The organism is Chitinivibrionales bacterium, assembly GCA_035516255.1.
GTDB lineage: Bacteria > Fibrobacterota > Chitinivibrionia > Chitinivibrionales > FEN-1185 > FEN-1185.
Map to the genome: position 1 here is coordinate 1 of DATJAL010000031.1, position 20,939 is coordinate 20,939.

18 protein-coding genes are annotated in these 20,939 nt (G+C 54.9%); 14 read left to right on the forward strand and 4 right to left on the reverse strand.

Features of this window, described 5'->3' with window-relative positions:
* Positions 1 to 291 precede the first annotated feature (291 nt).
* The 11 genes from VLX68_09260 (at position 292) to VLX68_09310 (ending at position 14,501) form a co-directional block, all read left to right on the forward strand.
* Positions 292 to 1,833, forward strand: a complete 1,542-nt coding sequence (locus tag VLX68_09260) for a right-handed parallel beta-helix repeat-containing protein (protein ID HUI92419.1) — start codon at positions 292 to 294, stop codon at positions 1,831 to 1,833.
* 44 nt (positions 1,834 to 1,877) lie between these two features.
* Positions 1,878 to 3,383 (forward strand): right-handed parallel beta-helix repeat-containing protein, encoded by a 1,506-nt coding sequence (locus VLX68_09265; GenBank protein HUI92420.1) that lies wholly within the window; start codon positions 1,878 to 1,880, stop codon positions 3,381 to 3,383.
* A gap of 78 nt (positions 3,384 to 3,461) precedes the next feature.
* On the forward strand, positions 3,462 to 5,225 hold the full coding sequence (locus VLX68_09270) for a choice-of-anchor Q domain-containing protein (protein HUI92421.1): 1,764 nt from the start codon (positions 3,462 to 3,464) through the stop codon (positions 5,223 to 5,225).
* Between the two features lie 625 nt (positions 5,226 to 5,850).
* On the forward strand, positions 5,851 to 6,531 hold the full coding sequence (locus VLX68_09275; protein HUI92422.1) for an ABC transporter ATP-binding protein: 681 nt from the start codon (positions 5,851 to 5,853) through the stop codon (positions 6,529 to 6,531).
* Positions 6,532 to 6,534: 3 nt separating this feature from the next.
* Positions 6,535 to 8,061 carry an FtsX-like permease family protein gene (locus VLX68_09280; protein HUI92423.1) on the forward strand — a complete coding sequence of 509 codons (1,527 nt, stop codon included), beginning with the start codon at positions 6,535 to 6,537 and terminating at the stop codon, positions 8,059 to 8,061.
* A gap of 120 nt (positions 8,062 to 8,181) precedes the next feature.
* Positions 8,182 to 9,945 (forward strand): FtsX-like permease family protein, encoded by a 1,764-nt coding sequence (locus VLX68_09285; GenBank protein HUI92424.1) that lies wholly within the window; start codon positions 8,182 to 8,184, stop codon positions 9,943 to 9,945.
* Positions 9,946 to 10,079: 134 nt separating this feature from the next.
* Positions 10,080 to 10,799 (forward strand): class I SAM-dependent methyltransferase, encoded by a 720-nt coding sequence (locus tag VLX68_09290; protein ID HUI92425.1) that lies wholly within the window; start codon positions 10,080 to 10,082, stop codon positions 10,797 to 10,799.
* 12 nt (positions 10,800 to 10,811) lie between these two features.
* The gene (locus VLX68_09295) at positions 10,812 to 11,378 is read left to right on the forward strand and encodes a class I SAM-dependent methyltransferase (GenBank protein ID HUI92426.1); all 567 of its coding nucleotides are present in this window, start codon (positions 10,812 to 10,814) and stop codon (positions 11,376 to 11,378) included.
* Between the two features lie 198 nt (positions 11,379 to 11,576).
* Positions 11,577 to 12,155: an isoprenylcysteine carboxylmethyltransferase family protein gene (locus tag VLX68_09300; GenBank protein ID HUI92427.1), complete on the forward strand. Its 579-nt coding sequence runs from the start codon at positions 11,577 to 11,579 to the stop codon at positions 12,153 to 12,155.
* 139 nt (positions 12,156 to 12,294) lie between these two features.
* Positions 12,295 to 13,050 (forward strand): outer membrane lipoprotein-sorting protein, encoded by a 756-nt coding sequence (locus VLX68_09305; GenBank protein ID HUI92428.1) that lies wholly within the window; start codon positions 12,295 to 12,297, stop codon positions 13,048 to 13,050.
* A gap of 98 nt (positions 13,051 to 13,148) precedes the next feature.
* Positions 13,149 to 14,501, forward strand: a complete 1,353-nt coding sequence (locus VLX68_09310) for a hypothetical protein (GenBank protein ID HUI92429.1) — start codon at positions 13,149 to 13,151, stop codon at positions 14,499 to 14,501.
* 430 nt (positions 14,502 to 14,931) lie between these two features.
* On the opposite strand, the gene VLX68_09315 is transcribed toward VLX68_09310, so the two are convergent.
* Both VLX68_09315 and VLX68_09320 read right to left on the reverse strand, forming a co-directional pair.
* Positions 14,932 to 15,441 (reverse strand): GNAT family N-acetyltransferase, encoded by a 510-nt coding sequence (locus VLX68_09315; GenBank protein HUI92430.1) that lies wholly within the window; start codon positions 15,439 to 15,441, stop codon positions 14,932 to 14,934.
* 142 nt (positions 15,442 to 15,583) lie between these two features.
* Positions 15,584 to 16,624, reverse strand: coding sequence for an ankyrin repeat domain-containing protein (locus tag VLX68_09320; protein ID HUI92431.1), 1,041 nt, complete (start codon positions 16,622 to 16,624; stop codon positions 15,584 to 15,586).
* 566 nt (positions 16,625 to 17,190) lie between these two features.
* Between VLX68_09320 and VLX68_09325 the strand changes: the two genes are divergently transcribed.
* On the forward strand, positions 17,191 to 17,616 hold the full coding sequence (locus VLX68_09325) for a PIN domain-containing protein (protein ID HUI92432.1): 426 nt from the start codon (positions 17,191 to 17,193) through the stop codon (positions 17,614 to 17,616).
* 43 nt (positions 17,617 to 17,659) lie between these two features.
* On the forward strand, positions 17,660 to 18,628 hold the full coding sequence (locus VLX68_09330) for an aldo/keto reductase (protein HUI92433.1): 969 nt from the start codon (positions 17,660 to 17,662) through the stop codon (positions 18,626 to 18,628).
* Positions 18,629 to 18,636: 8 nt separating this feature from the next.
* Here VLX68_09330 and VLX68_09335 read toward each other — a convergent pair whose 3' ends face one another.
* Both VLX68_09335 and VLX68_09340 read right to left on the reverse strand, forming a co-directional pair.
* Positions 18,637 to 19,068: a pyrimidine dimer DNA glycosylase/endonuclease V gene (locus VLX68_09335; protein HUI92434.1), complete on the reverse strand. Its 432-nt coding sequence runs from the start codon at positions 19,066 to 19,068 to the stop codon at positions 18,637 to 18,639.
* Between the two features lie 7 nt (positions 19,069 to 19,075).
* Positions 19,076 to 19,537, reverse strand: a complete 462-nt coding sequence (locus VLX68_09340) for a hypothetical protein (GenBank protein ID HUI92435.1) — start codon at positions 19,535 to 19,537, stop codon at positions 19,076 to 19,078.
* 204 nt (positions 19,538 to 19,741) lie between these two features.
* Here VLX68_09340 and VLX68_09345 point away from each other — a divergent pair, with 204 nt between their 5' ends.
* Positions 19,742 to 20,938 carry a hypothetical protein gene (locus tag VLX68_09345; protein HUI92436.1) on the forward strand — a complete coding sequence of 399 codons (1,197 nt, stop codon included), beginning with the start codon at positions 19,742 to 19,744 and terminating at the stop codon, positions 20,936 to 20,938.
* The last annotated feature ends 1 nt before the right edge of the window (position 20,939 follow it).

Sequence of the window (20,939 nt, forward strand, 5' to 3'; positions counted from 1 at the left end):
ACATGGCCTTTTTTCCAACAGAATTTTCTGAGGAACAGTTTTGCCCTGTTTTCAGTTTTCCCTATGAATTCAAAGGTTTCTAATTGACTAAAGCCCATATGCACAAGATAATTCCTGTGCAAGATGTTTTATAATTACCAAGAATAAAACGGGAATGAAAATTGAAAAAGTAAGTGTCATTGCGAGGAGCCTTGCGACGAAGCAATCTTCCGTGAGTCGTTCTTAGATTGTAAATTCTTTAAGACCTTTGTGCTCTTTGCGAGAAAATCTTCTTTGCAATAAAGGAGCCCTATGCTCATCCGTCCTATTTTTCCCGTCCTCTTCGTCCTATCATTCTTTTCCCTCACTCTCGCCAACACCCATTTCGTCGACGGCTCCTCAACCGGCTCCGACACCTACGCCGGCACGTCGGCAGCGCCGTGGAAAACCCTGCAGCACGCCGCGGACAACGTCGGCCCCGGTGATACCGTCATCGTCAAACCCGGCACCTACGCGGGTTTCGTGATGGGATGGGACAACCCGGAGAACGGTACGGCTTCGGCGCCCATCGTGTTTCTCGCGCAGACGGGCGCAATCATCAACAGCCGCAACAACAAGACGGCCGACGGCATCGACCTTGAGGGCGCCAGTTACATCGTGCTCGACGGGTTTATTGTCAAGAACGCCGGCACCATCACGCGCGCGGGCATACGCGCGGTGACCGACACGGGCGCGGTGATCCGCGACAACAGCATCGACAGCTGCGGCACGTGGGGCATTCTCACCGGGTTTGCCGAAAACGTGCTCATCGAGAACAATGTGTGTTCGCGCGCCGTGGTGCAGCACGGGATTTACTTCAGCAACAGCGCCGACCATCCGGTCATTCGGGGAAACCGGGTGTTCTCGAACAACGCGAACGGCATCCACATGAACGGCGACGTGTCGCAGGGCGGCGATGGCGTCATCTCTAACGCGCTCGTGGAGAACAACATCATCTACGACAACGGCAGGGCCGGCGGGTCGGGCATCAACTGCGACGGCGTGAAGAACTCGCGCTTCCAGAACAACCTGTTATACAACAACCACGCCAGCGGGATCTCGCTGTACCAGACCGACGCGAGCGAAGGCTCCACCTTCGACACGGTGGTGAACAACACCATCATCGAGGCTGCGGACGCGCGCTGGTGCGTCAACATCCAGAACACGCCCACCGGCATCATCCTGTATAACAACATACTTTACAATTACCACTCCTGGCACGGCAGCATCGACGTGGGCGGGGGGAGCACCGTCGGGCTCACGAGCGATTACAACATCGTGATGGACCGTCTCACGCCCGACGACAACACGGTCCTGACGCTGGCCCAGTGGCGCTCGCAGACCGGACAGGACATGCACTCGATCGTGGCGGCGCCGGCGCAGCTGTTCGTGAACCCCGACAGCGGGAACTATCACCTGCTTGACACGTGCGTCGCGGTCGACAAGGGCACTTCGCAGTTCGCGCCCAGCAGGGACATCGAAGGCACGGCAAGGCCGCAGGGAAAGGGGTTTGACATAGGCGCGTACGAGGCGGGGAACGGGGCGGGGGTACTTTATTCCGGCAATGGCGTCCGGTTGAATGAAAAGCCGGTGGTGCGATTTGACACGAAAAGGCATTTGGTGACATTCGCGGGAATGGATGGGGAAAACATATCGGCAGTAGCAATATATTCCGTTGCGGGAAAATGCCTGGTGAATAATTCCACAGCAGGCGTACGGATGATGACATGGCGGCCTTGCGCGCCGGGGACGTATGTTGCGGTTGTCAATATTGGCCGAGCATCAGCAAAAGCTACTTTTGTTGTCGATAAATAAAAGGTCTCTTTCAAAGAGTGCAAAAACGGAAAAAGGAGACTGCCATGTCCATCCTTCCTATTTTTCCTGTCCTGTTCGTCCTTTCTTTCTTTACCCTTGCTTTTTCCGCCGCCCTCGAGGTCGGCCCGGGAAAAACCTATTCCCGCATCGAAAGCGCCTATGCCTCGGCAAACAGCGGCGACACCATCCTGGTGTATCCCAAGGCCGCGAACGCCGCCTACGACAGCGTGGCGGTGTATTTGACAAAAAGAAAACTCCTCATCCGCGGGGTGCTGCCGGGCGGCCGCGTTGTGCTTGACGGCACCGGCTACGATTATTCTGGCGTGGGCTCGGTGCCGCGCGCCATGTTCCAGTTTAACCAGGGCGCGGACAGCTGTGTGGTGGAGAACTTCGAAATCTTTGGCTGCCAGAACAGCTCGTACAATGGCGCGGCCTTCCGCATCAACCAGGTGAACGACATTACCATTCGCAACTGCGACATCCACAATAACGACATGGGCCTGATGTCGAACGGCACCGTGACCGACAATTCCGCGGCCGACCAGCTCGTGGAAAACTGCATCGTGCATGAAAACGGAAACACGGCCGATCCCGGGTACAACCACAATTTCTACATGGGCGGCATGAGCGTGACTATACGCGGGTGCAACGTGTACGGCGCGACCACGGGCCACGACATCAAGAGCCGCGCGCACCTCACCATCGTGGAAGGGTGCCGCGTGCACGACTGCCAGAACCGCGAGTTCGACCTCGTTGACGACAATGGCGTGACCACGGTGGCCGGCAGCCATGCGCTGCTGTCCGGATGCGTGATTGTCAAGGCGCAGAACGCGAGCGGCAACAAGACCGTGATCCACTTCGGCCAGGACGGCGGCTATGACCACGACGGCACCCTGTACGTGGTGCACTGCACCATCGTCACGCCCTACATTTCGCCGGTGGTCGATCTGAGCGCGCCGAGCGCGGGCGTGAGCTTCACCAACACCATCGTCACGGTGCCGTCCGGCACGCAGAGCGGACAGGTGCTGGTGAACGCGCGTAACGGAGCGGTAATGACAAATGCCGCGGGACGGTATATGTGGATGTCGAGCGGTTTTTCAGCGCCTGCCGGCGGGACGTTTGATCATATCTCCATTGGGGCAGCAGGCATTGTCCCAAAATTCACCAATGCAGCGGTAGGGGATTACAGCCTTGCCGACAGCGAGGCGGGCATTGTCGACGCGGGGCTTGACTATGCGTCAATCACGCTGCCGCAGTCGCTGGCCGGAAGGCAGCCCGTGGCGTTTCAGGTGCCGCTCGGGTTTTTCAACAGAATATTTGTGGGAAACCCCGACATAGGTGCTTATGAGTGGAAGAACGGGCCGAATGGGGTGAGAAATTCGGTAAGGACGTTTAAACCTGATTACAAGACGTTTACAGTGGGGAAGGGAGTGGTTGATGCGAGGGGGAGGATGGTGGCGGGAAATAAGTATCTGTTAAATCAAAATAGAATTGCAGCAGGATGTCTATTTGAAAAGTCAGGGAAAAATATGATATGGTTGAAAAATTGAAAGGTGAAATGATTTGACCGAAAGTAAAATTACGATATGGAAAGATCCTCAAAAATAAATTTACCGCTAAAATCATGCATGATTCAAAGCATTAATAAATATTTATCATGCCTTTACCTTTTATCAACCTCCGCCTTTTGCCTTACCTATCACGTCTCTCCCTCAGGCTCCGACGCCGCGGGCGACGGTTCCTCTGCCAAACCCTGGGCCACCATCAGCGGCGCCGCGGGAAAATCAATGGTCCAGGGCGGGGACACCATTCTCGTCGCCGACGGTACCTACAACGGCTCAAAGTACATTGGCCGCTCGTTTTCCGACTGGCTGACCGTGCGCGCCGAGTACCAGTACAAGGCGAAGCTCACGAACATCCAGAACAATCTGGGCGGCGAGGCGCTGTCGATTTACACGCAGGGATCTGCGAAAATCCGCATCGAGGGGTTTGTCTTTTCAAACGTGTATCCCGGCTACACCTGTCCCGACGGCAGGGAGGCGAACTACCTCGTGCATTTCCAGGACGCCTGCGACATTGTTTTCCAAAACAACATCCTGTTCGGCAACAACGCGCCGGGCGCGTGCAACGAGCTCCTTAAAATCAACCGCGGCGACACACTCTACTACCCGCGCGACATCCAGATCAGGGGGAACGTGTTCTACGACCGGCCGAGCGCGGGCGGCACCGACCTCATCGACGCGACGCGGCCGGGTGAGCTTGACATATACGAAAACATATTCTTCGAGCGCAGCGCGCCGCTCGCGCAGTCGTTCATGACCATCAAGCGCGAGGTGCAGGAGGACTCCATGCCCGCCGCCTACAAGCCGGCGCGCAACCCGCGGATCCACGTATACAAAAACGTGTTCCTCAACTGGGACGGCGCGGCGGACCAGGCGTTCGTGCAGTTCGGCGAGGACGATTTGCCGGAATACATGATCACCAACTCGCTCATCGAAAACAACCTGATGATCGGCAATTCCGCGAACCCGCTTGCCGCGCCGATCCAGCTCAAGGGGTGCAAAAATATAACCGTGAGGGCGAATACGATTGTCGGTGATTTGCCCGGGGGATCGTTCGGTTTCCGCATCGGCACCGAAGGCACCAACCCGAGGGCGTCCGGGTTTTACATTTACAACAACATCTGGTGCGACCCGACCGGCACCATGACCAACCGATTTGTCAACACCTACGGCGACGTGGACACGTCCTCGATCACACTCTCGAACAACCTATTCTGGAACAAGGGCGATCCGCTGCCGTCAACCGGTTCGCCGCTGCCGGCCGCGGACGCGAGAATAATCGTGGCCGACCCGCTGCTCGACACAAACCAGTCGGGAATCGTGCTGCCGGTCTGGGACGAAACAAACGGTATGTTTACAAGCGGCAGCACGACCATACGCCAGGAATTCGAGCGCCTGGTGAACACGTACGGCAGCATCCCTTCAGGAAGCCCGGCCATCGGCGCGGCCGACGCCGCGAACATGCCGGTTGATGATATTCTGGGAAACCCGAGAGATACGAAGCCGGATATCGGCGCCTTTGAATTTTCCAGCGCCGGAGCAAAGGGAAAAGAAATAGGGACGGGAGAGGGGTTTGATCATAATTTTAATTTAAAAATCATCCAGAACATATCAGGCAAGAGAATTCTTATTGTTGACGCAAATAAAAGCTCATCCCTTGATCTTTATTTTTACGATTTGTCAGGAAGGCAATTGCTTGCGTTGAAAAATATCGGAATCACGGCGGGAAGAAACGTCATCAGTCATGAAATTTCCCTATCAGGAATATTTTTAATGAAAGCAGCGTATAACGGCGGGCAGGTATTTCAGAAAATATTTTTCCTGAAATAAAAAGTCCCCGGAACATTTTTAATTCCCCGCCTTGGTCAAAGGAAAAGAATAATCCGTGTTACCAAAGGTAAGAAAAATATCCACCCATGACCGCTTATGGTCAATTACATTATTACTGACTTTTTCCTCCCTCGTTTAATAAAATAAATCTGTTGAACGGTTGCAAAACCTTCAACATGACCAAGCGGGTATCCTCCTAGATCCCCCTCCTGGACATACCCGCTTTTATTTTTAGCTATCCACATTCTTCATTCCATTATTTCTCTGGTGGGGGAAGTATCCCCCTGGGGTGCAGCTTCCGCTGAGTGCAGTTGTAAAGTAACCCAAATTATTTGCCTTATGCCGTTATAATGTTTCTTCATTCCATAGTACGTAAACTCTCTATTACCACTGCCGCAACGACAGCCACTCGAATGACCGCAAGCCACGATGGTACCGGCGCCAAAGAGGGGGTGTGCCCCCGGATCGCCGCCGTATCCCGGCGATGCTTTTTGCTTGACATTTGGGATGCGGCGGAAGCCGGGGGCCAGGGGGAGACTTCCCCCGCCATCGTATTTTATTTTATAAGGCATATAGTATTTTCAAAATCCAACTTCGAAAACAAAATATTAATAATGGAGGCCGCGTGATAAATATCATCGAGACCAAGGCGCTCAAAAAAAACTACGCGCTCGGGACGACTACCGTGCACGCGCTGCGGGGAATAGACCTCGCCATTGAGAAGGGCGACTTCCTCAGCATCGTGGGGCCGTCGGGCAGCGGTAAAACGACGCTGCTCAACATCATCGGGTGCATCGACTTCGCCACCGAAGGAAGCGTGCGGGTGGGCGAACAGGAGATCACGCGGCTCAACGACCGACAGATCACCGACATACGGCTTCACAAAATCGGATTCATTTTCCAGACGTTCAACCTCATTCCCGTGCTCAACGCGCTCGAAAACGTTGAGTTCCCGCTCCTACTCATGAAAAACAAATCGAAGCCCGAGGTGAAAAGAAAATCCGAGGAGCTCCTTGACGCGGTAGGACTCAGAGAGTACATGAAGCACAAGCCCGCCGAGCTCTCGGGCGGGCAACGCCAGCGCGTCGCGATCGCGCGCGCGCTCGTCACCAACCCGGACATCGTGCTCGCCGACGAGCCCACGGCAAACCTCGACTCGGTGACGGGCGCGTCGGTGCTCGACGCAATGCGGGAGATGAACCACCGCCAGCGCACCACGTTCATTTTCTCCACGCACGACGCCAATGTACTCAAGTATGCGAGCCACGTGATCAAGATCAAAGACGGCCTCATCAGCAGGGATTGACCGATGAACCTCATTATAAAAATCGCATGGCGCAACATCATGCGCCACCGGGGAAAAAGCCTGGTGATCGGGTCCATCCTGTTTTTCGGCGCGCTCGTCATGACCATGGGCAACGGCGTCATCTCGGGCATGAACGAGGGCCTCAAGCAGACCATCGTCAACAGCTTCACCGGCGACATCGTGCTCGTGTCTGACAAGCAGGAGAGCGACAACGTGTTCATGGAATTCATGGGCAAGGCGGTGCCGCCCCTCTACGATTATCCCGCCATCGGCAGGGCGCTCGGGGAACAGCCGTTCGTCGAACGGTGCCTGCCCGCCGGCAAGAACCTCGCGATGATCCTGAACGAGGAGGAGAACGGGATGCCCGGCAACGCGTTCCTGGTGGGCGTTGACTTTGAGAAATACCGGACAATGTTTCCCGGGAACGTCAGGGTCGTCGAGGGAAGGCTCCTTGACAAGAACGAACAGGGCGCGCTGGTGCCGGCGTGGGCGAGAAAGGAGTTCGCGGCCTACACGAACATCTGGTTCATGGCCGAGGGACAGACGCTCGACACGGCAAAGCTGCCCAAGGAGGTGAAGCCCGACGCGGCGACGCTCATCCCGAAAACCAACGCCGTGCTCATGGGGTTCAACGAGGACAACTCGACCACCGACATCAGGCTCCCGGTCAAGGGCATCATCGAATACAAGGCGCTCAATTCGCTGTGGGGAAGGTTTGTGATCGTGGACATCGAGTCGTACCGCCGATGCCTGGGCTATTTCGCCGCCGCCGACAAAGTGGAACTGTCCGCCGAGCAGCAGAAGCTGTTTTCAATGAACAGCGACAACATGGACGCTCTGTTCACGAACGACGCCGTGATGACGGCGAACACCGCCGCTCCCGCGAAAAAAACCGCGGCGGCCGCCAGCCGCGCCGAAACTCCCCAAACCGTCGATGTGGACGCCGGCGCCTACAACCTCGTGTTCGTGCTGCTGAAAAAGGGCGCCGACCCGGCGAAGTCGATCGCGAAGCTCAACGCGGTGTTCAAGGAAAAAAAGCTCGGCGTGCGCGCCGTGTCGTGGAAAAAGGCGCTCGGGCCCGTGGGCAGCATGGCAACGCTCATCAAGGCGGCGCTGTTCGTGTTTGTCATGTTTCTCTTCTTCGTCGCCATCATCATCATCGTGAACACGCTGAGCATGGCGGCCCTCGAGCGCACCGCCGAGATCGGCATGATGCGCGCCGTGGGCGCGAAAAAGGGGTTCATCACCACCATGTTCCTCGCCGAGACCGCCATGCTGTCGTTCGTGTTCGGCGGCATCGGCATCGTGACGGGCGTCATCAGCGTCAACCTGCTGGCGCTGGGGCATTTCACCACCACGAACGACATGGTGCAGCTGCTGTTCGGCGGCGACACGTTCAGGCCGATGCTTAAGGCGATGGACATTGTTCTATCGATAATTCAACTTACGATAGTGACTCTCATTGCCGTGATATATCCGACGCGTGTCGCTCAGGGAATTACTCCCCTTGATGCGGTTCAAAGGGATTGAAGAAGATTCACCGCAGAGACGCCGAGAAATAGAGGATAGCAATGATTGGGTTTGAAAATATCAGCGACGGAAGCGCTGTTTTTTCTGCGTCTCTGCGGTGAATCTTTTCTTGGAGAAAAAATGAACGTCATAGCCCAGATCGCCCTCCGCAACCTTGTCCGCCAGAAACGGCGCAATGTTCTGCTCGGCACCGCCATTGCGTTCGGCATGATGATCCTCGTGCTCGCCAACGCATTCTCGCACGGCCTGAGCGACGTGATCTTCAACAAGATCATCAAGTACACCTCGGGCCACATCAGCGTGAGCTTTTCGCAGAACGGCAACCTGTACCGCATGCTGTTCGCGGACGGCGACCGCATGATGACCATCGCGAAAAAAGCGATCCCCGACATCGCGAGCGTCCAGGAGGCCATCGGCATCATGGCGCGTGCCATCGGCAACGGCGCGAACGACAACGTGATCATGGTGGGCCTCGACCCCAAGAGCGGCACCAAGGAGGACGAGAAGGAAGCGGCAGCGAATTTCAGGATGATCAAGGGCTCGTTTCTTGACGTGATGCGCACCGACGTCGAGAACCCGGTGGTGCTCGCCGAATCGAAGGCCAAGGCGCTCAACGTGCAATACAACGACATGCTCCACGTGCGGTATCAGGACATCCACGGCCAGAACCAGGCGGCGCGGCTCACCGTGGTCGGCATCTTCAAGCCCGCCAACGTGTTCATGGCGGCGCCGATTTTCCTCTATATCAAGAACCTCAAGAAGCTGGGCAACTACGGGCCGCACGACATCGGCCAGCTTTACATCATGATAAAGACCGACCCGAAGCTCAACGCGAAACGCTGGGCCGACTCGCTCCACGCCGCGCTGGAACCGTCTTTGGCCGCCGCCTGCGGCACCATTGCGTTCAAGGGAAAATCGGCTCAGGCGGTGGCGCTGGGATTTAAAAACGATTCGCTTGTCCGTCAGATGCTCGGCGATTCACTGAAAAGCGCAGGCGTCGGCGCCGGGCCGTTTGCGAAAGAAGGAGTCGTGCTCGCCTCGGCAATCGCCTCCGTCCTCAATGTAAAGCCCGGCGACACCTGCGTTTTTTCGTTCCGTCCCAAATACGAGGAAAAGGATTGGGCCGAAAAGCTTGCGGTGACCGGCGTGTTCGCTCCGTCGAAGCTGGTGCCCGACAATGCCGTGCTCATCAACGAAAATAAATTTTACAAATTCTATTACGACCACTGGCCCAAGCCCGCGGATTCCGCAACTGCCGCGCTTCTACCGAAAACAACAAATCCCGTCTATGCCGCGCTCGCGCCCGAATGGCTGCTGCTCAAGCGCACCAAAACCACCACGGAGGCACAGAAGCAGTCCAAGGAAGTCGCGCGGATGCGCACCAGGGCGTTCACGGTGAACGTGCAGTCGATGTACGAAAGCGCGAGCATGGTGGTGAACCTCGAGATCGCGCTCAATTTCATCACGCTCGGCGCGGTCATGGTGCTGTTCTTCATCATCCTCATCGGCGTGGTGAATACGCTTCGCATGACCATCCGCGAGCGCACGCGCGAGATCGGCACGGTGCGCGCCATCGGCATGCAGAAGAAGGACGTCCGCAACACGTTTGTGCTCGAGACTTTTTTCCTGGCCCTGTTCGCGATTGCCGGCGGGACCATTGCGGCGTTCATCGCGATGGCCGGCCTGTCGATCATCACCATCAATACACAGGACAATCCTATCGGCATGCTGCTGGTGAACAGCCATCTCCATTTCGCGCCCACGGTGGCCGGGACCATTGCCTACACCGCGCTGATCCTGTTCATCGCGGTGGCCACGGCATGGTTTCCGGCGCGGCGCGCGGCCAACCTGTCCGCGGCCGCGGCGCTAAGGCATTACGAGTGATGTGCGCGGACGAAACTCCTTCATGATTGGCTCAACCATGCCTGACAAAATCCTCATCGATTTGGGCCCGGTCCAAAAGACCCTTTTACTTCCGCTCTGGGGGCGCGCGTGAGAGCGGAAAAACAAACCCGCTATTGGTTGACAAAAAGGCCGTCGAAATAATGGAAATGATCGACTACGACTTTTCCGCAATCGTAAAAAATATGAACGAACTCTCTCGTCTCGCATGGATCGTGCGGAGCATGCTCGTTGACGCGATGGTAAAGGGGTTCCTCGCGAAACATCCTGCCGGGACCGTGGTCAACCTCGGTTGCGGCATGGACACCACGTTCGACCGGGTGGACAACGGCACATGCACGTGGTATGACCTTGATATGCCGGACGTGATGGAACTGCGGAAAAAATTCATCGCGCCGTCGGAGCGCAAGGTTTTTCTTTCGCAGTCGCTTCTTGACATGTCGTGGATGAATAAGATCGGGACGGATGACGGTGTGCTGCTGGTGGCCTCGGGGGTGTTGTATTATTTAAAGGAGGACGAAGTCAGAAAATTGTTCTTGACAATTGCGGACCAATTCCCCGGATGCGAACTGGTCGCCGACCTGGCTTCGCCGTTCGGCGTGAGAATCGCAAACAAGCTTGTGATACGGGCTGGCGGCCTCGGCGAGCAGTCGTTTCTCACCTGGGGAGTCAAGAATGTGCGGGACATCACGGCATGGGACGAGAGAATACGGGTAACAACGGTCATGAAGTATTTCAAAGGCCGGAAAAGACATCTGGCGCCCAAGTACTGGTTTGCGGCAATGATATCGGATGCGCTGAAGATCCAATATATGGTCCATATATGCTGGAAATAAAAGGAGGCAGCCATGGCCGGGATAACGCCAAAAGACAAAAACCGTGTGTGCCCCGTCGAGCTGGCGGGCGGATTGGACAATACCATCCGGCGCTGGCTGCAGAACCCGAAAAAAATAGTGGGTCCCTATGTGCATGAAGGAATGACCGTCATCGACATCGGGTGCGGGCCGGGATTCTTCACCGTTCCCATGGCGGCCATGGTCGGTCCCTCCGGCCGGGTTTACGCCTGCGACCTGCAGGACGGCATGCTTGACAGGCTGAAGGCGAAGATACGGGGTTCCGAACTGGAAGGCAGGATCACGCCGCACAAGACCGGCGCGGATACAATCGGAGTGAAAGAACGGGCGGATTTCATCCTCGTGTTCTACATGCTCCATGAAGTGCTTGATAAAGGCGGTTTTTTCAGGGAAATCAAATCGTTGCTTAAGGAGAACGGGAAGGCCCTGATCGTCGAGCCTAATTTTCATGTGTCAAGGGACGAGTTCAAGGAATCAATGGTGAAGGCGGGGAAGGCCGGATTTAATATCATGGAGGGGCCAAAGGTTTTCATGAGCAGGTCTGGGGTGCTGACGGCGTAATATTCGCAATCGAAAAAGCGGATAGCGTTCTATGAAATATAATGGTATCGTCATTGGAGGTGGACTGGGCGGACTCAGCGCGGCAGAAACCTTGATCAAATGAAGGAACTTGTTTCATGGACGGGCTGGGAGATGACGCAATCGAAGGAATTGCTGTTTTGCAGGATCGTGCAATTAACAAAAACATAAGGAACAGGAATGATCTTTGACCTTGACAAAATGCATTCACCCCCGGTTCTCACCTGGATCGTTATGATTGCGGCCTACGGCTTTCTGGAGGTCGCTATCGGCCTTCGCGCGCGCGCCGGTTCACGGCGCAAAAGGGTACGCGACGCCACGTTCTACCTGGTGACCGTTCCCGCTATGGCCGCCATGTACGGCGCGTTTTTCGAGGCGATGCTGAAAAGCCATTCCCTTCCCGCGCTGTGGTTCGGCAGCGGCACCGTTATTCTCGCGGGCGGAATTGCCTTGCGCATCACGGCGCTGCTTCAACTCGGCCGCGGCTTTTCAACCAAGGTTGAACGCTCGGAGGGCCAGGCGCTTTACACCAGGGGAATTTACGGCGTCATCCGCCATCCGCTTTATGCGGCCACGCTGCTCCAGGTGATCGGCTCGGGTGTGATGCTCCATTCGGCATTGGCGTTCATATTGTTCCCCTTCAGCGTCGCCGGCATCCTGCTTCGCATCCGGAAAGAAGAACGGTTTATGGCAAGGGAATTTCCAGGATATGGCCATTATATGGAGAAAACAAAAAGGCTGGTGCCGTGGATATGCTGAAATGGCAGCTGAAGGATTTACCGGGGACCTTTTTGGACCTCACATGATTGCAAGCTGCCGCCGGTTCATCCATTATTTTAATGATTCAATACATTGATAATAACCACGCGGCTTTCCCGACAAATTTGGAGGAGATTGAATGAAGAAAGGGCTTCTTTTCATTGCTGTTCTCTGCCTGCCCATTTTTTCCCAGCCCCCGATCCAGGAGCTCCTGGTGAAGATCGAGGCCAACCACAAGCTGACCTCCGACATCAAGGCGGACGTCACGCTCACGCAGCAGAAGGCGGGCCAGGGCATCAAGCAGTTCGACGTGCTGTATTACCGCCGCGACGCCGACGATTCGTACCTCATCGTGATGACCGGGCCGGAGTCGGAAAAAGGCAACGGCTACCTGCGCGTGGCCGACAACTTCTGGATGTACCGCAAGAACACGCGCACCTTTCAGCACATCAACCGCGACGAGAGCATCGCGGGCTCCAACGCCAAGGGCGAGGACTTCGAGCGCAGGCCCGTGACCGAGCTTTACGAGGGCGTCAGGGACTCCCTCGGAAAAGAGCACGTGACCGAGGAAAAGCTCGGCCAGATCCCGGTGTACAAGTTTGAGGTGAAGGCAAAAGTAAACGACGTGGATTATCCGAGGAAAAAGATCTGGCTCCGCATCGACAATTCGCTCATGTTAAAGGAAGAGGACTACTCCTCGTCCGGCACGCTCATGCAGACGTCGTATTTCCTCAAATACACCACGGTGAGCGGCAGGTACGTGCCCGTTGACCAGATGTTCGTCGACGAATTCGAAAAGGGGAACAAGACCCAGGTGAAGATCTCGGGCATCGTCATGGAAAAGCTGGACGACAAGATCTTTACAAAGGCGTATCTGGAGAATTTGAGCAAGTAAGAGAATACTGGTTGACGCCTCACCCTATCTCCCCCGGCCCCTGAGCCTTGCGAGGGGGTGGGGAGAAGGGGTGAGGTGAACGGAAAAAGGAAGAGCCCATGTCCTATCTTCATAACATCATCCTCATAATATCGCTGTATATTTTTACACTATTTGCCGCCGACCCAGCCGTGGACGAAAGCGCCCTGTTCTCCGACACCACAACGCTCGTGGCACCTTCATCCCTTGCCGATACGCAACGGGTAAAAGACCCTTCGGAAAAAAAAGGCACCTCGGTGGGCGGGGACATCATCGCGGCTTCGCTGCTGTCGGCAAACAGCGACTTTCTGACCCATTACCGCCTTGCCAACACGTCGATGATGAACCTGCTTGTGGGCTCGGTGGAGCTCGACTCCCGCCTCCCCAACGAGACCAAGGTGTTCGGCAACCTCGAAGTGGATTACATGCCGGCGCTCGATTCGCTTGACAGGTATGCGCTTTCCCTGCGCGAACTTTTCCTTGATGTCAATGCGAACCGGCGCGCGTATTTCCGCGTCGGCAAGCAGGTGCTCCAGTGGGGAAGGTGCTATTTCTGGAACCCCACCGACCTCATCAACGTGGAGCGCAGGCCGTTCATCGAGAAGATCGGTTTCCGGGAGGGCGTGCTGGGCGCCAAGGCGCATGTGCCGTTCGGCACCGTGGCCAATCTCTACGGGTTCCTTGACCTTCACAGCGCCACGCGGCCCGACAGCCTGGCGCTGAGCCTGAAAGGCGAGTACCTTTTCGGCGGCACGGAAATGGCCTTGAGCGCCTGGGGCAAGCGCGGGAAGCCGGTGGTGCTGGGATACGATATTTCCACGCATGTGCTCGGGCTCGACGTCGCGGGCGAAATGAGTATCTCAAACGGCGACGTGAAGCCCCGTATTGCCATGCATGATTCGCTCTTATGGATCGACACGGTGAAAAACGGCGTAACGCCCCGCGTCAGCCTGGGCATAAGCCGGTTCTTCGATTTCATGGACTTCCACGACGCGTTGCAGGTGGAGGTGGAGGGATTTTACAACGGCGGCGGATACACCGAAAACCTTTTCGCAGACACCGGCAGATACGGCATCGGCAGTTCTTTCTTGCAATCGGCGCCGAGCGGTTTCGCGCCCTCGCAGCCCCGCCTTACCAAATCGGAATACCTGCTGGCGAGCGGCCTGTACGACGCGAACTATCATTCGCCGCTGTATGCGGCGCTGTTCGTGGGCATCAGCAGGTTCCTTCTGAGTGACCTCACGTTCAACATCAACGGCATCATGAACATTTCCCAGGTCTGCGGCATCGTGACCGGCTCGATCGGCTACACCACGCTCGGCAACCTCACCATCGGCGCGATGATTATCGGGTACCTCGGCAAGGAGGGGACTGAATACACGTTTCCCGGGCAGTCAATTGGTTTCAGGCTTACGGCTGATGTGAGGTTTTAAAAAAAAATCACCACGGAGACACTGGAGCACGGAAAAGAAAAAGAGTGAAGAGGAAATGTTCCTTATAAAGGTTTTAATCCAACAGCCTTAATTCTACAATCTGCAATTATGAACTGCACCTGTCCAAAGAAAAAATGCGTCCGCCACGGCGATTGCCTCCCCTGCCGAGAATATCATTCAAGAAAAAACCAACTGCCGCGCTGCGAGAGACCAAAATTTCGGTTGTGGCCCTGGGGAAAAAAATAAATATCACCGTCGAGACTCAGAGAAGAGATTTTAGGGGTATTAATTCAATTGGAAAAAAAATTTGACCTTCGATGTATTTGTCATTCCCGCGAAAGCGGGAATCCATGCTTGATTTGTTGACTGGACTCCCGCGTGCGCGGGAGTGACAGCAATCATCTATTTTGCCTCTTTTTAATAATGACAATCATTTTCTTCTTTGTGTCCTCAGCGTCTCTGTGGCTATCTTCTTTTTTTTATTCTTTCTCACCAGCGCCGTGACCCTCGGATAAAATCCCCACTGTTCGTAAAATTTAAACGCGTTTTCGTTTCCCACCGCAACGTTCACCATCATGGATTTCACACGCTTTGCCTCGAACCAGTCGATCACCATCCGGACCAGCGTGCTGCCGATGCGCTGCTTGCGGAATTTTTCCTCAACGAACAGGGATTCTATTTCAGCATGGCCTTTGGGGTTGATGGCGCCCACGCAGTATCCGACGCAGGCGCCTTTGGGTGTATCGGCCAAGGCAATATGCAGTTTTCCGGTCCGGGACTTTTCGAGCAGGTCGGCCCTGCGCTCCGGCCATTGCATGGACCTGAACTGTCCGCTGAAAAAAACGGAAATCCCCGCGTGGTGCCGGGTGAGTTTTTTCCAGAGGGGAGCGACAAGGGGAAGAAGTTTGGCGTCGCCTTCGGTGAACTGAATATCGGTCATAGGGATATTCCCGATGGAAAGTTTGATTCAAGGAAAATTATTCTTATCGAGGATAATTGCAATAGAAATGAGAAAAACAATACCGTATTGGTGGAAGGATGGCGTCAGCGTCATGACAAGTGCTGCAAATCAATCGGATAATTCACTTTGCTTTCACCGCCTCCACATGCCACGCCCCTCCCGGGTCCTTGAAATGTTTCGGGTATTCCCGTTTCATGACATCGAGTGTCTCGTCGTCCATTTTTGTTTTAAACAAATTCTGCGCGCTCCGCAGTTGGTCGAACGTGAGCCCCTTTGCGTCGCGCAGGTCGGCGGCGGTGAGCATGGCGCCGCCGAAGTCCGCGCTGTCAACCTGCGCGCTTCTGAGATCGGCGCCGTGCAGGTACGCGCTCCGCAGCACGGCGGCGCACAGGTCGCACGAGCGCATGTCCGCGCCGCGCAGGTCGCACCCGGAGAAGTTCGCCTGCTGAAAATTAAGGCCCGAAAGCTTCATTCCCTTTAAATCCATTCCCATGAACACGCATGCACAGAAGCTGCGCCGTCCCGACTGGATTGCGGCAAAAAATTCGTTTGCGTCCATAAAGGTATTGCCGTTGCGGTCGGCGCTGGTATCGGCGGCCGTTTGTGCCGGTTGTGCGGCGGTAAACGATGTGAGCATGCCGACCATGGCCGTGTCGCGGTTGCGCTGCGCGACCGCTTTCGGCGTTTGCCCGGAGGCGGACTTGCGTTTGCGGTCTGCTCCGCGCGAAAGTAAATAATGCGCGGTGGCGAGGTCACCGCGCATGACCGCCGACATCAGGGGCGAATTGCCCTGAGCATTGGGGCGGTCGACGTTGACGCCGTGCGCAAGCAATGCGTCGGCGATCTGATAGTGCCCTTTACGCAGCGCCCAGTACAGGGCGTCGAAATGCATGGTGTCGGCGAGCGACGCGTCAGCGCCGTGCTCGAGCAGGATGCCTACTGCGGCGTTATTGTTTGCCTGCACCGCGGCAAGCAGGGGCGTGGTGCCGTCGGGCCGCCGGCAGTTGAGGGAGGAGCATTTGTCAATACACCGGTTGAGCTCGGTGAGGGGGCCGGAGACCACGAGCTGGAAAAGGAGACTGTCGGTTTCGTCGGATGCCTGGAGCTGTAAAAAAAGAACGGGAATTGTCAGGATAAGCGGCCGCAGCCGGGAAGATTTCACGCGGATATTTAAACGTTTTTCCATAGGCGCAAATAAAAACGATGTTCTCGCCAGGCTTGTCCTCGCGAAAGCGGGGGAACGAAAAGCTCGTTAAAAAGAAAAAGAAAATAATATTAACCACGAAGATCATGAAGATGAGGGGAAAAAAAGTGGAAGAATTTTAAAAATAGGCTTGATTTGTTATCGGGGAAGGGTAGTTATATATTGTGGCATGGCACTCAGGTTGGGATGTCCCGGGGAAATGAGGAACTGCGGCGCGTGGAACCTCTGGGGTTGCCTTGGCCCTTGACATTCTTACCAATTTCTATATTTAACTTTAAGTTGATGTTTATCTATATTTTACCAAGGGAGTGCAGTGTGAAAACGGTCACCGTCCTGGAGTTCAGAAAGAACGCAGAAAAAATCATTCGCTGACAGGGTAAAAGAATGCTTATGACATACCGCGGGCGGCCGGTGATCCGGCTTGAACCGGTTTATCAATAACAAGGTTGATATTGATGATCCCATTCTCCAGCTTGACGGAATTGTCTCTGGGAAAAAGGCGAGGTTAAGCAACAGGGAAATGGATGAAATCATTTATGGCAAATGAAATATTCTTCGATACGAGCGGTTTGTTTTCTATTGTGGTCAATGACGACGATAAACATGAAACGGCAAGCGACATTGTCCGCCGCGTTATAAAAAACGGAAATAGGCTTGTTGCCACGGATTATATCATTAATGAAACCGCGACGCTTCTGAAGGCATGGGAGCATGCACAAGCTATTTCAAATCTTTTTGACGGCGTAATGTCCTCTAGGACTTGTCGAATTGACTGGATGGATCCAGAACATTTCGACAGTACAAAAGCTTTTTTTCTAAAACACCATGATCACGAATGGTCGTTTACCGATTGTTTCAGCTTTATTGTCATGAGAAGTGCTGGAATACTAGATGCGCTGACAAAAGATGCGCACTTCAAGGAAGCCGGCTTTAATCCGCTTTTGTTATAAATTGGATCGTCTTCTTCACATTTACCCCTGGGGGAACACTCAAATGAACTTCCGTACCTTCGGCAAAACAAACTGGCAGATCAGCGAAATCGGCTGCGGCATGTGGGGCCTCGCCGACTGGACCGGTGGCAGCGACAAGGAATCGGAGGAAGCGCTTGACCGGGCGGTCGATCTCGGGTGCAATTTCTTCGACACCGCTTGGGCCTACGGCGGCGGCAAGAGCGAGCAGATCCTCGGCAGGCTGATCAAGCGGCATCCCGGCAAAAAGCTTTACGTTGCGACGAAAATCCCGCCCAAGAATTTCAAATGGCCTTCCAAGCGGGAATATTCCCTTGACGAATGCTTCCCGCCGGACCATATCAGGGAATATGTTGAAAAAAGCCTCAGAAATCTCGATGCGCCGGTTGATTTGATCCAGTTCCATGTCTGGGAAGACGGCTGGGCGGACGACACCCGATGGCAGGAGGCGGTCGCCTCGCTTAAGAAGCAGGGAAAAATTAAAGCGGCTGGCATCAGCATCAACCGGTGGGAGCCGGACAACGGCCTTGACACGATAAGAACTGGCCTCATCGAGTCGGTGCAGGTGATCTACAATATTTTCGACCAGTCCCCCGAAGACCTCCTGTTTCCGCTTTGCAAAGAGCAGGAGATTGCGGTGATCGCCCGCGTGCCGTTCGACGAAGGCACGCTCGCCGGCGTGATCACGCTCGATACAAAGTTCCCCGCGAACGACTGGCGCGGAACCTACTTCGTGCCTGAAAACCTCAAGGCCAGCGTCGAGCACGCGGAGCGGCTTAAAAAGATCATTCCCGCACAAATGACCTTGCCCGAAACGGCGCTGCGGTTCATCCTGAGCAATCCAGTCGTGTCAACCACCATACCGGGCATGCGTAAAACGAAACACGTGGAATCGAACATTGCCGCGGGCAACAAGGGGCCGCTTGATGAAAAAATGCTGGGCGAGCTGAAAAAACACCGGTGGGACAGAAAGCCGACCACGTGGTCGCAGTAGGGAAGCGGTCAGGTTCTTTTCTCCCAATCCTCAATTCCGCCACGAACGATAAGAAAGATTGGGTGCGGCAGCGGCGCTTTTATTCCTGAGATCTCTTTCCGCTTTTTTTTATCGCGGTCGCGGAGCTTCTGCTTGAGGTGCGCAAGTTCGTAGCGCAGTTGACCAGCGGTCACCCGCAGCTTTACATTTTGGACTGGTCCGGATATTTTTCTTCTGTCAAAATGGTATCCCCGCTGTTTCGCCTCCTCAAACACGAAATGCAAGTATCGGTGAATGGATGCGCGGGGATTGTTACTCAGCAAAAAACGCCTGAGCTGGGGATGGTTGCGGTATGCGGTGGTTTTCCCGCGCAGAACTTTACGCGCAAGAAGCGCTTCTCGCCACAGCGCCACGAGGCCCTGGGCGTCAAGATAACCGGGATGGATGCTCCACAGGCGCACCGGAGATTCAGACCTTGCTCTTGTTCCACTCCGCAATGGGGTTGAAATGCCTCATTTTTTCAAAAATGTAATGCGAGCGGGCTGCTCCGGCGATCGAGATGATGATCGCGGAAATCCCGAGAATAAAAAGCATCCTGCCGCGCATCACGGCCTTTTTCCCCGTGATGACCACGGTGTCATGGATCACTTTCTGCCCGGGATACGGCATGCGACGGGAAGTCATTATCCTGCGTCCTATGAAGATGAGAAAAATGGAGGGGCCGATGACGCAAAAGAGCACAAACATCACAAGAGCCTCGGACACATTCATCAGCGGCGCGAAATAGGCGGTTTTCATGAAGTGCATGAGCGGCCCCCATCCGAGGCCGACCGTGAGCGAAATGACCGCGATGCCCAGCAAATAGGCGGTAAAGAGTTTTTTCCGGTATTGTTTGTCTACTTTTACGATTTCCCGAACTGCCTCATCCATAAATGTCCCCTGGATTGTGACACATTGCAAGCTGATTAATTATACACTAAAAAAATTCATCTGTGTATTTAAAAAACGGAAATCATCATTCCAACTCTGAAATTCGTGGCCGTGCGGCTGATTATTACTGACATGAGTCTCAAATTAATGGTACCATTTACTTATGATTTTAATTTTGTCATAAAAGCCAAAAGGAGGACCGTGATGATAAAAATATTGGGGGCCGTTCTTTTTTTCGTGATTGCAGCATGCCTGTCGCTTTCATGCTCCAATCCCTCAAAACCGGTTGACACGGTCAACACGATGTGGTCCAAGGTGCTCTCGCCGAGCGGCGTGCCTGACACGCTGCGCTATGGACAATCGGTGAGTGTTCAGATCGCGGTGGGCGACAGCGACGGCGATGCGGCCACCGTTTCGCTTGCGGGATTACCCTCGACGTGCTACAACCTTTCGATGAAAGGCGACACCGCCCTGGTCAACCTTAATCTTGTCGGCGACAGTCTCCAGTACGATTCGTTATATACCGTGCACATCATCGGCAGGGGCGGAGCCGCGGTCGATTCACTGTCGTTGACCTACACGATCATGGTGATTGACACCGCGAGGCTGGGCGGCGTGCGGAAGCTCATCACCGGAATGTGGTGGCTCGAAACCGGCGCCGATACGACGATCACCACGCGTGACTCTTCAAACACTTCGTTTATCACCAGGGACACGGCGGAGCACCATAAATACAGCAAGGTTATCTACGCCACTCCTTCCGGTTCGGAAATGGTGTATGTGGTACAGACCAGCGACACCGTCTCTACCGTCGCGGGAGCGGCGGAGAGCACCACCACAAGCTTTCTTCTGCTCCATCATTCCGCTACCGGGGTTTCCTATGTGTATCCTCCTTCGGGATGGTTTGACGACAGCATCAGGGTGAAGGCATACGATCTGCCCCTGGCCGTAAACAAATCGTGGCAGTACGTCAACGCCGCCGGCGATACAACCTTCCATGCGCCGTTTGGCATCATCAATGTAAAGGTGAAGTACCTGATTTCCATAGAAGGAACCGCGCAAATACCGGGTGTAACGCCCTACCAGTTCAGCGGCGCAGATCGTCCATGTTTTCAAGTCGCGAACGCCACGACCTGGAGCACGGTTCTCACGTGCGACACCTCGATTTCGATCCTGACCCTCACCATCAACCAAGGCGACACGATCGCGTCCAGCATCACCCAAAGCCAGGCCAGCATGTATGTGAATACAGAACTTTCCATACCCCTGTACTCGTTTACCGTCGAGACCAAGGTCGATACCAATTATATCGACGGCGTCGTTTCGCGCGGCACGACCAAGAAAGGGTCGTTCATCACTTCCTATTTTGATGCGAGGAAAAATGTCACGCTCGTGAAATGAA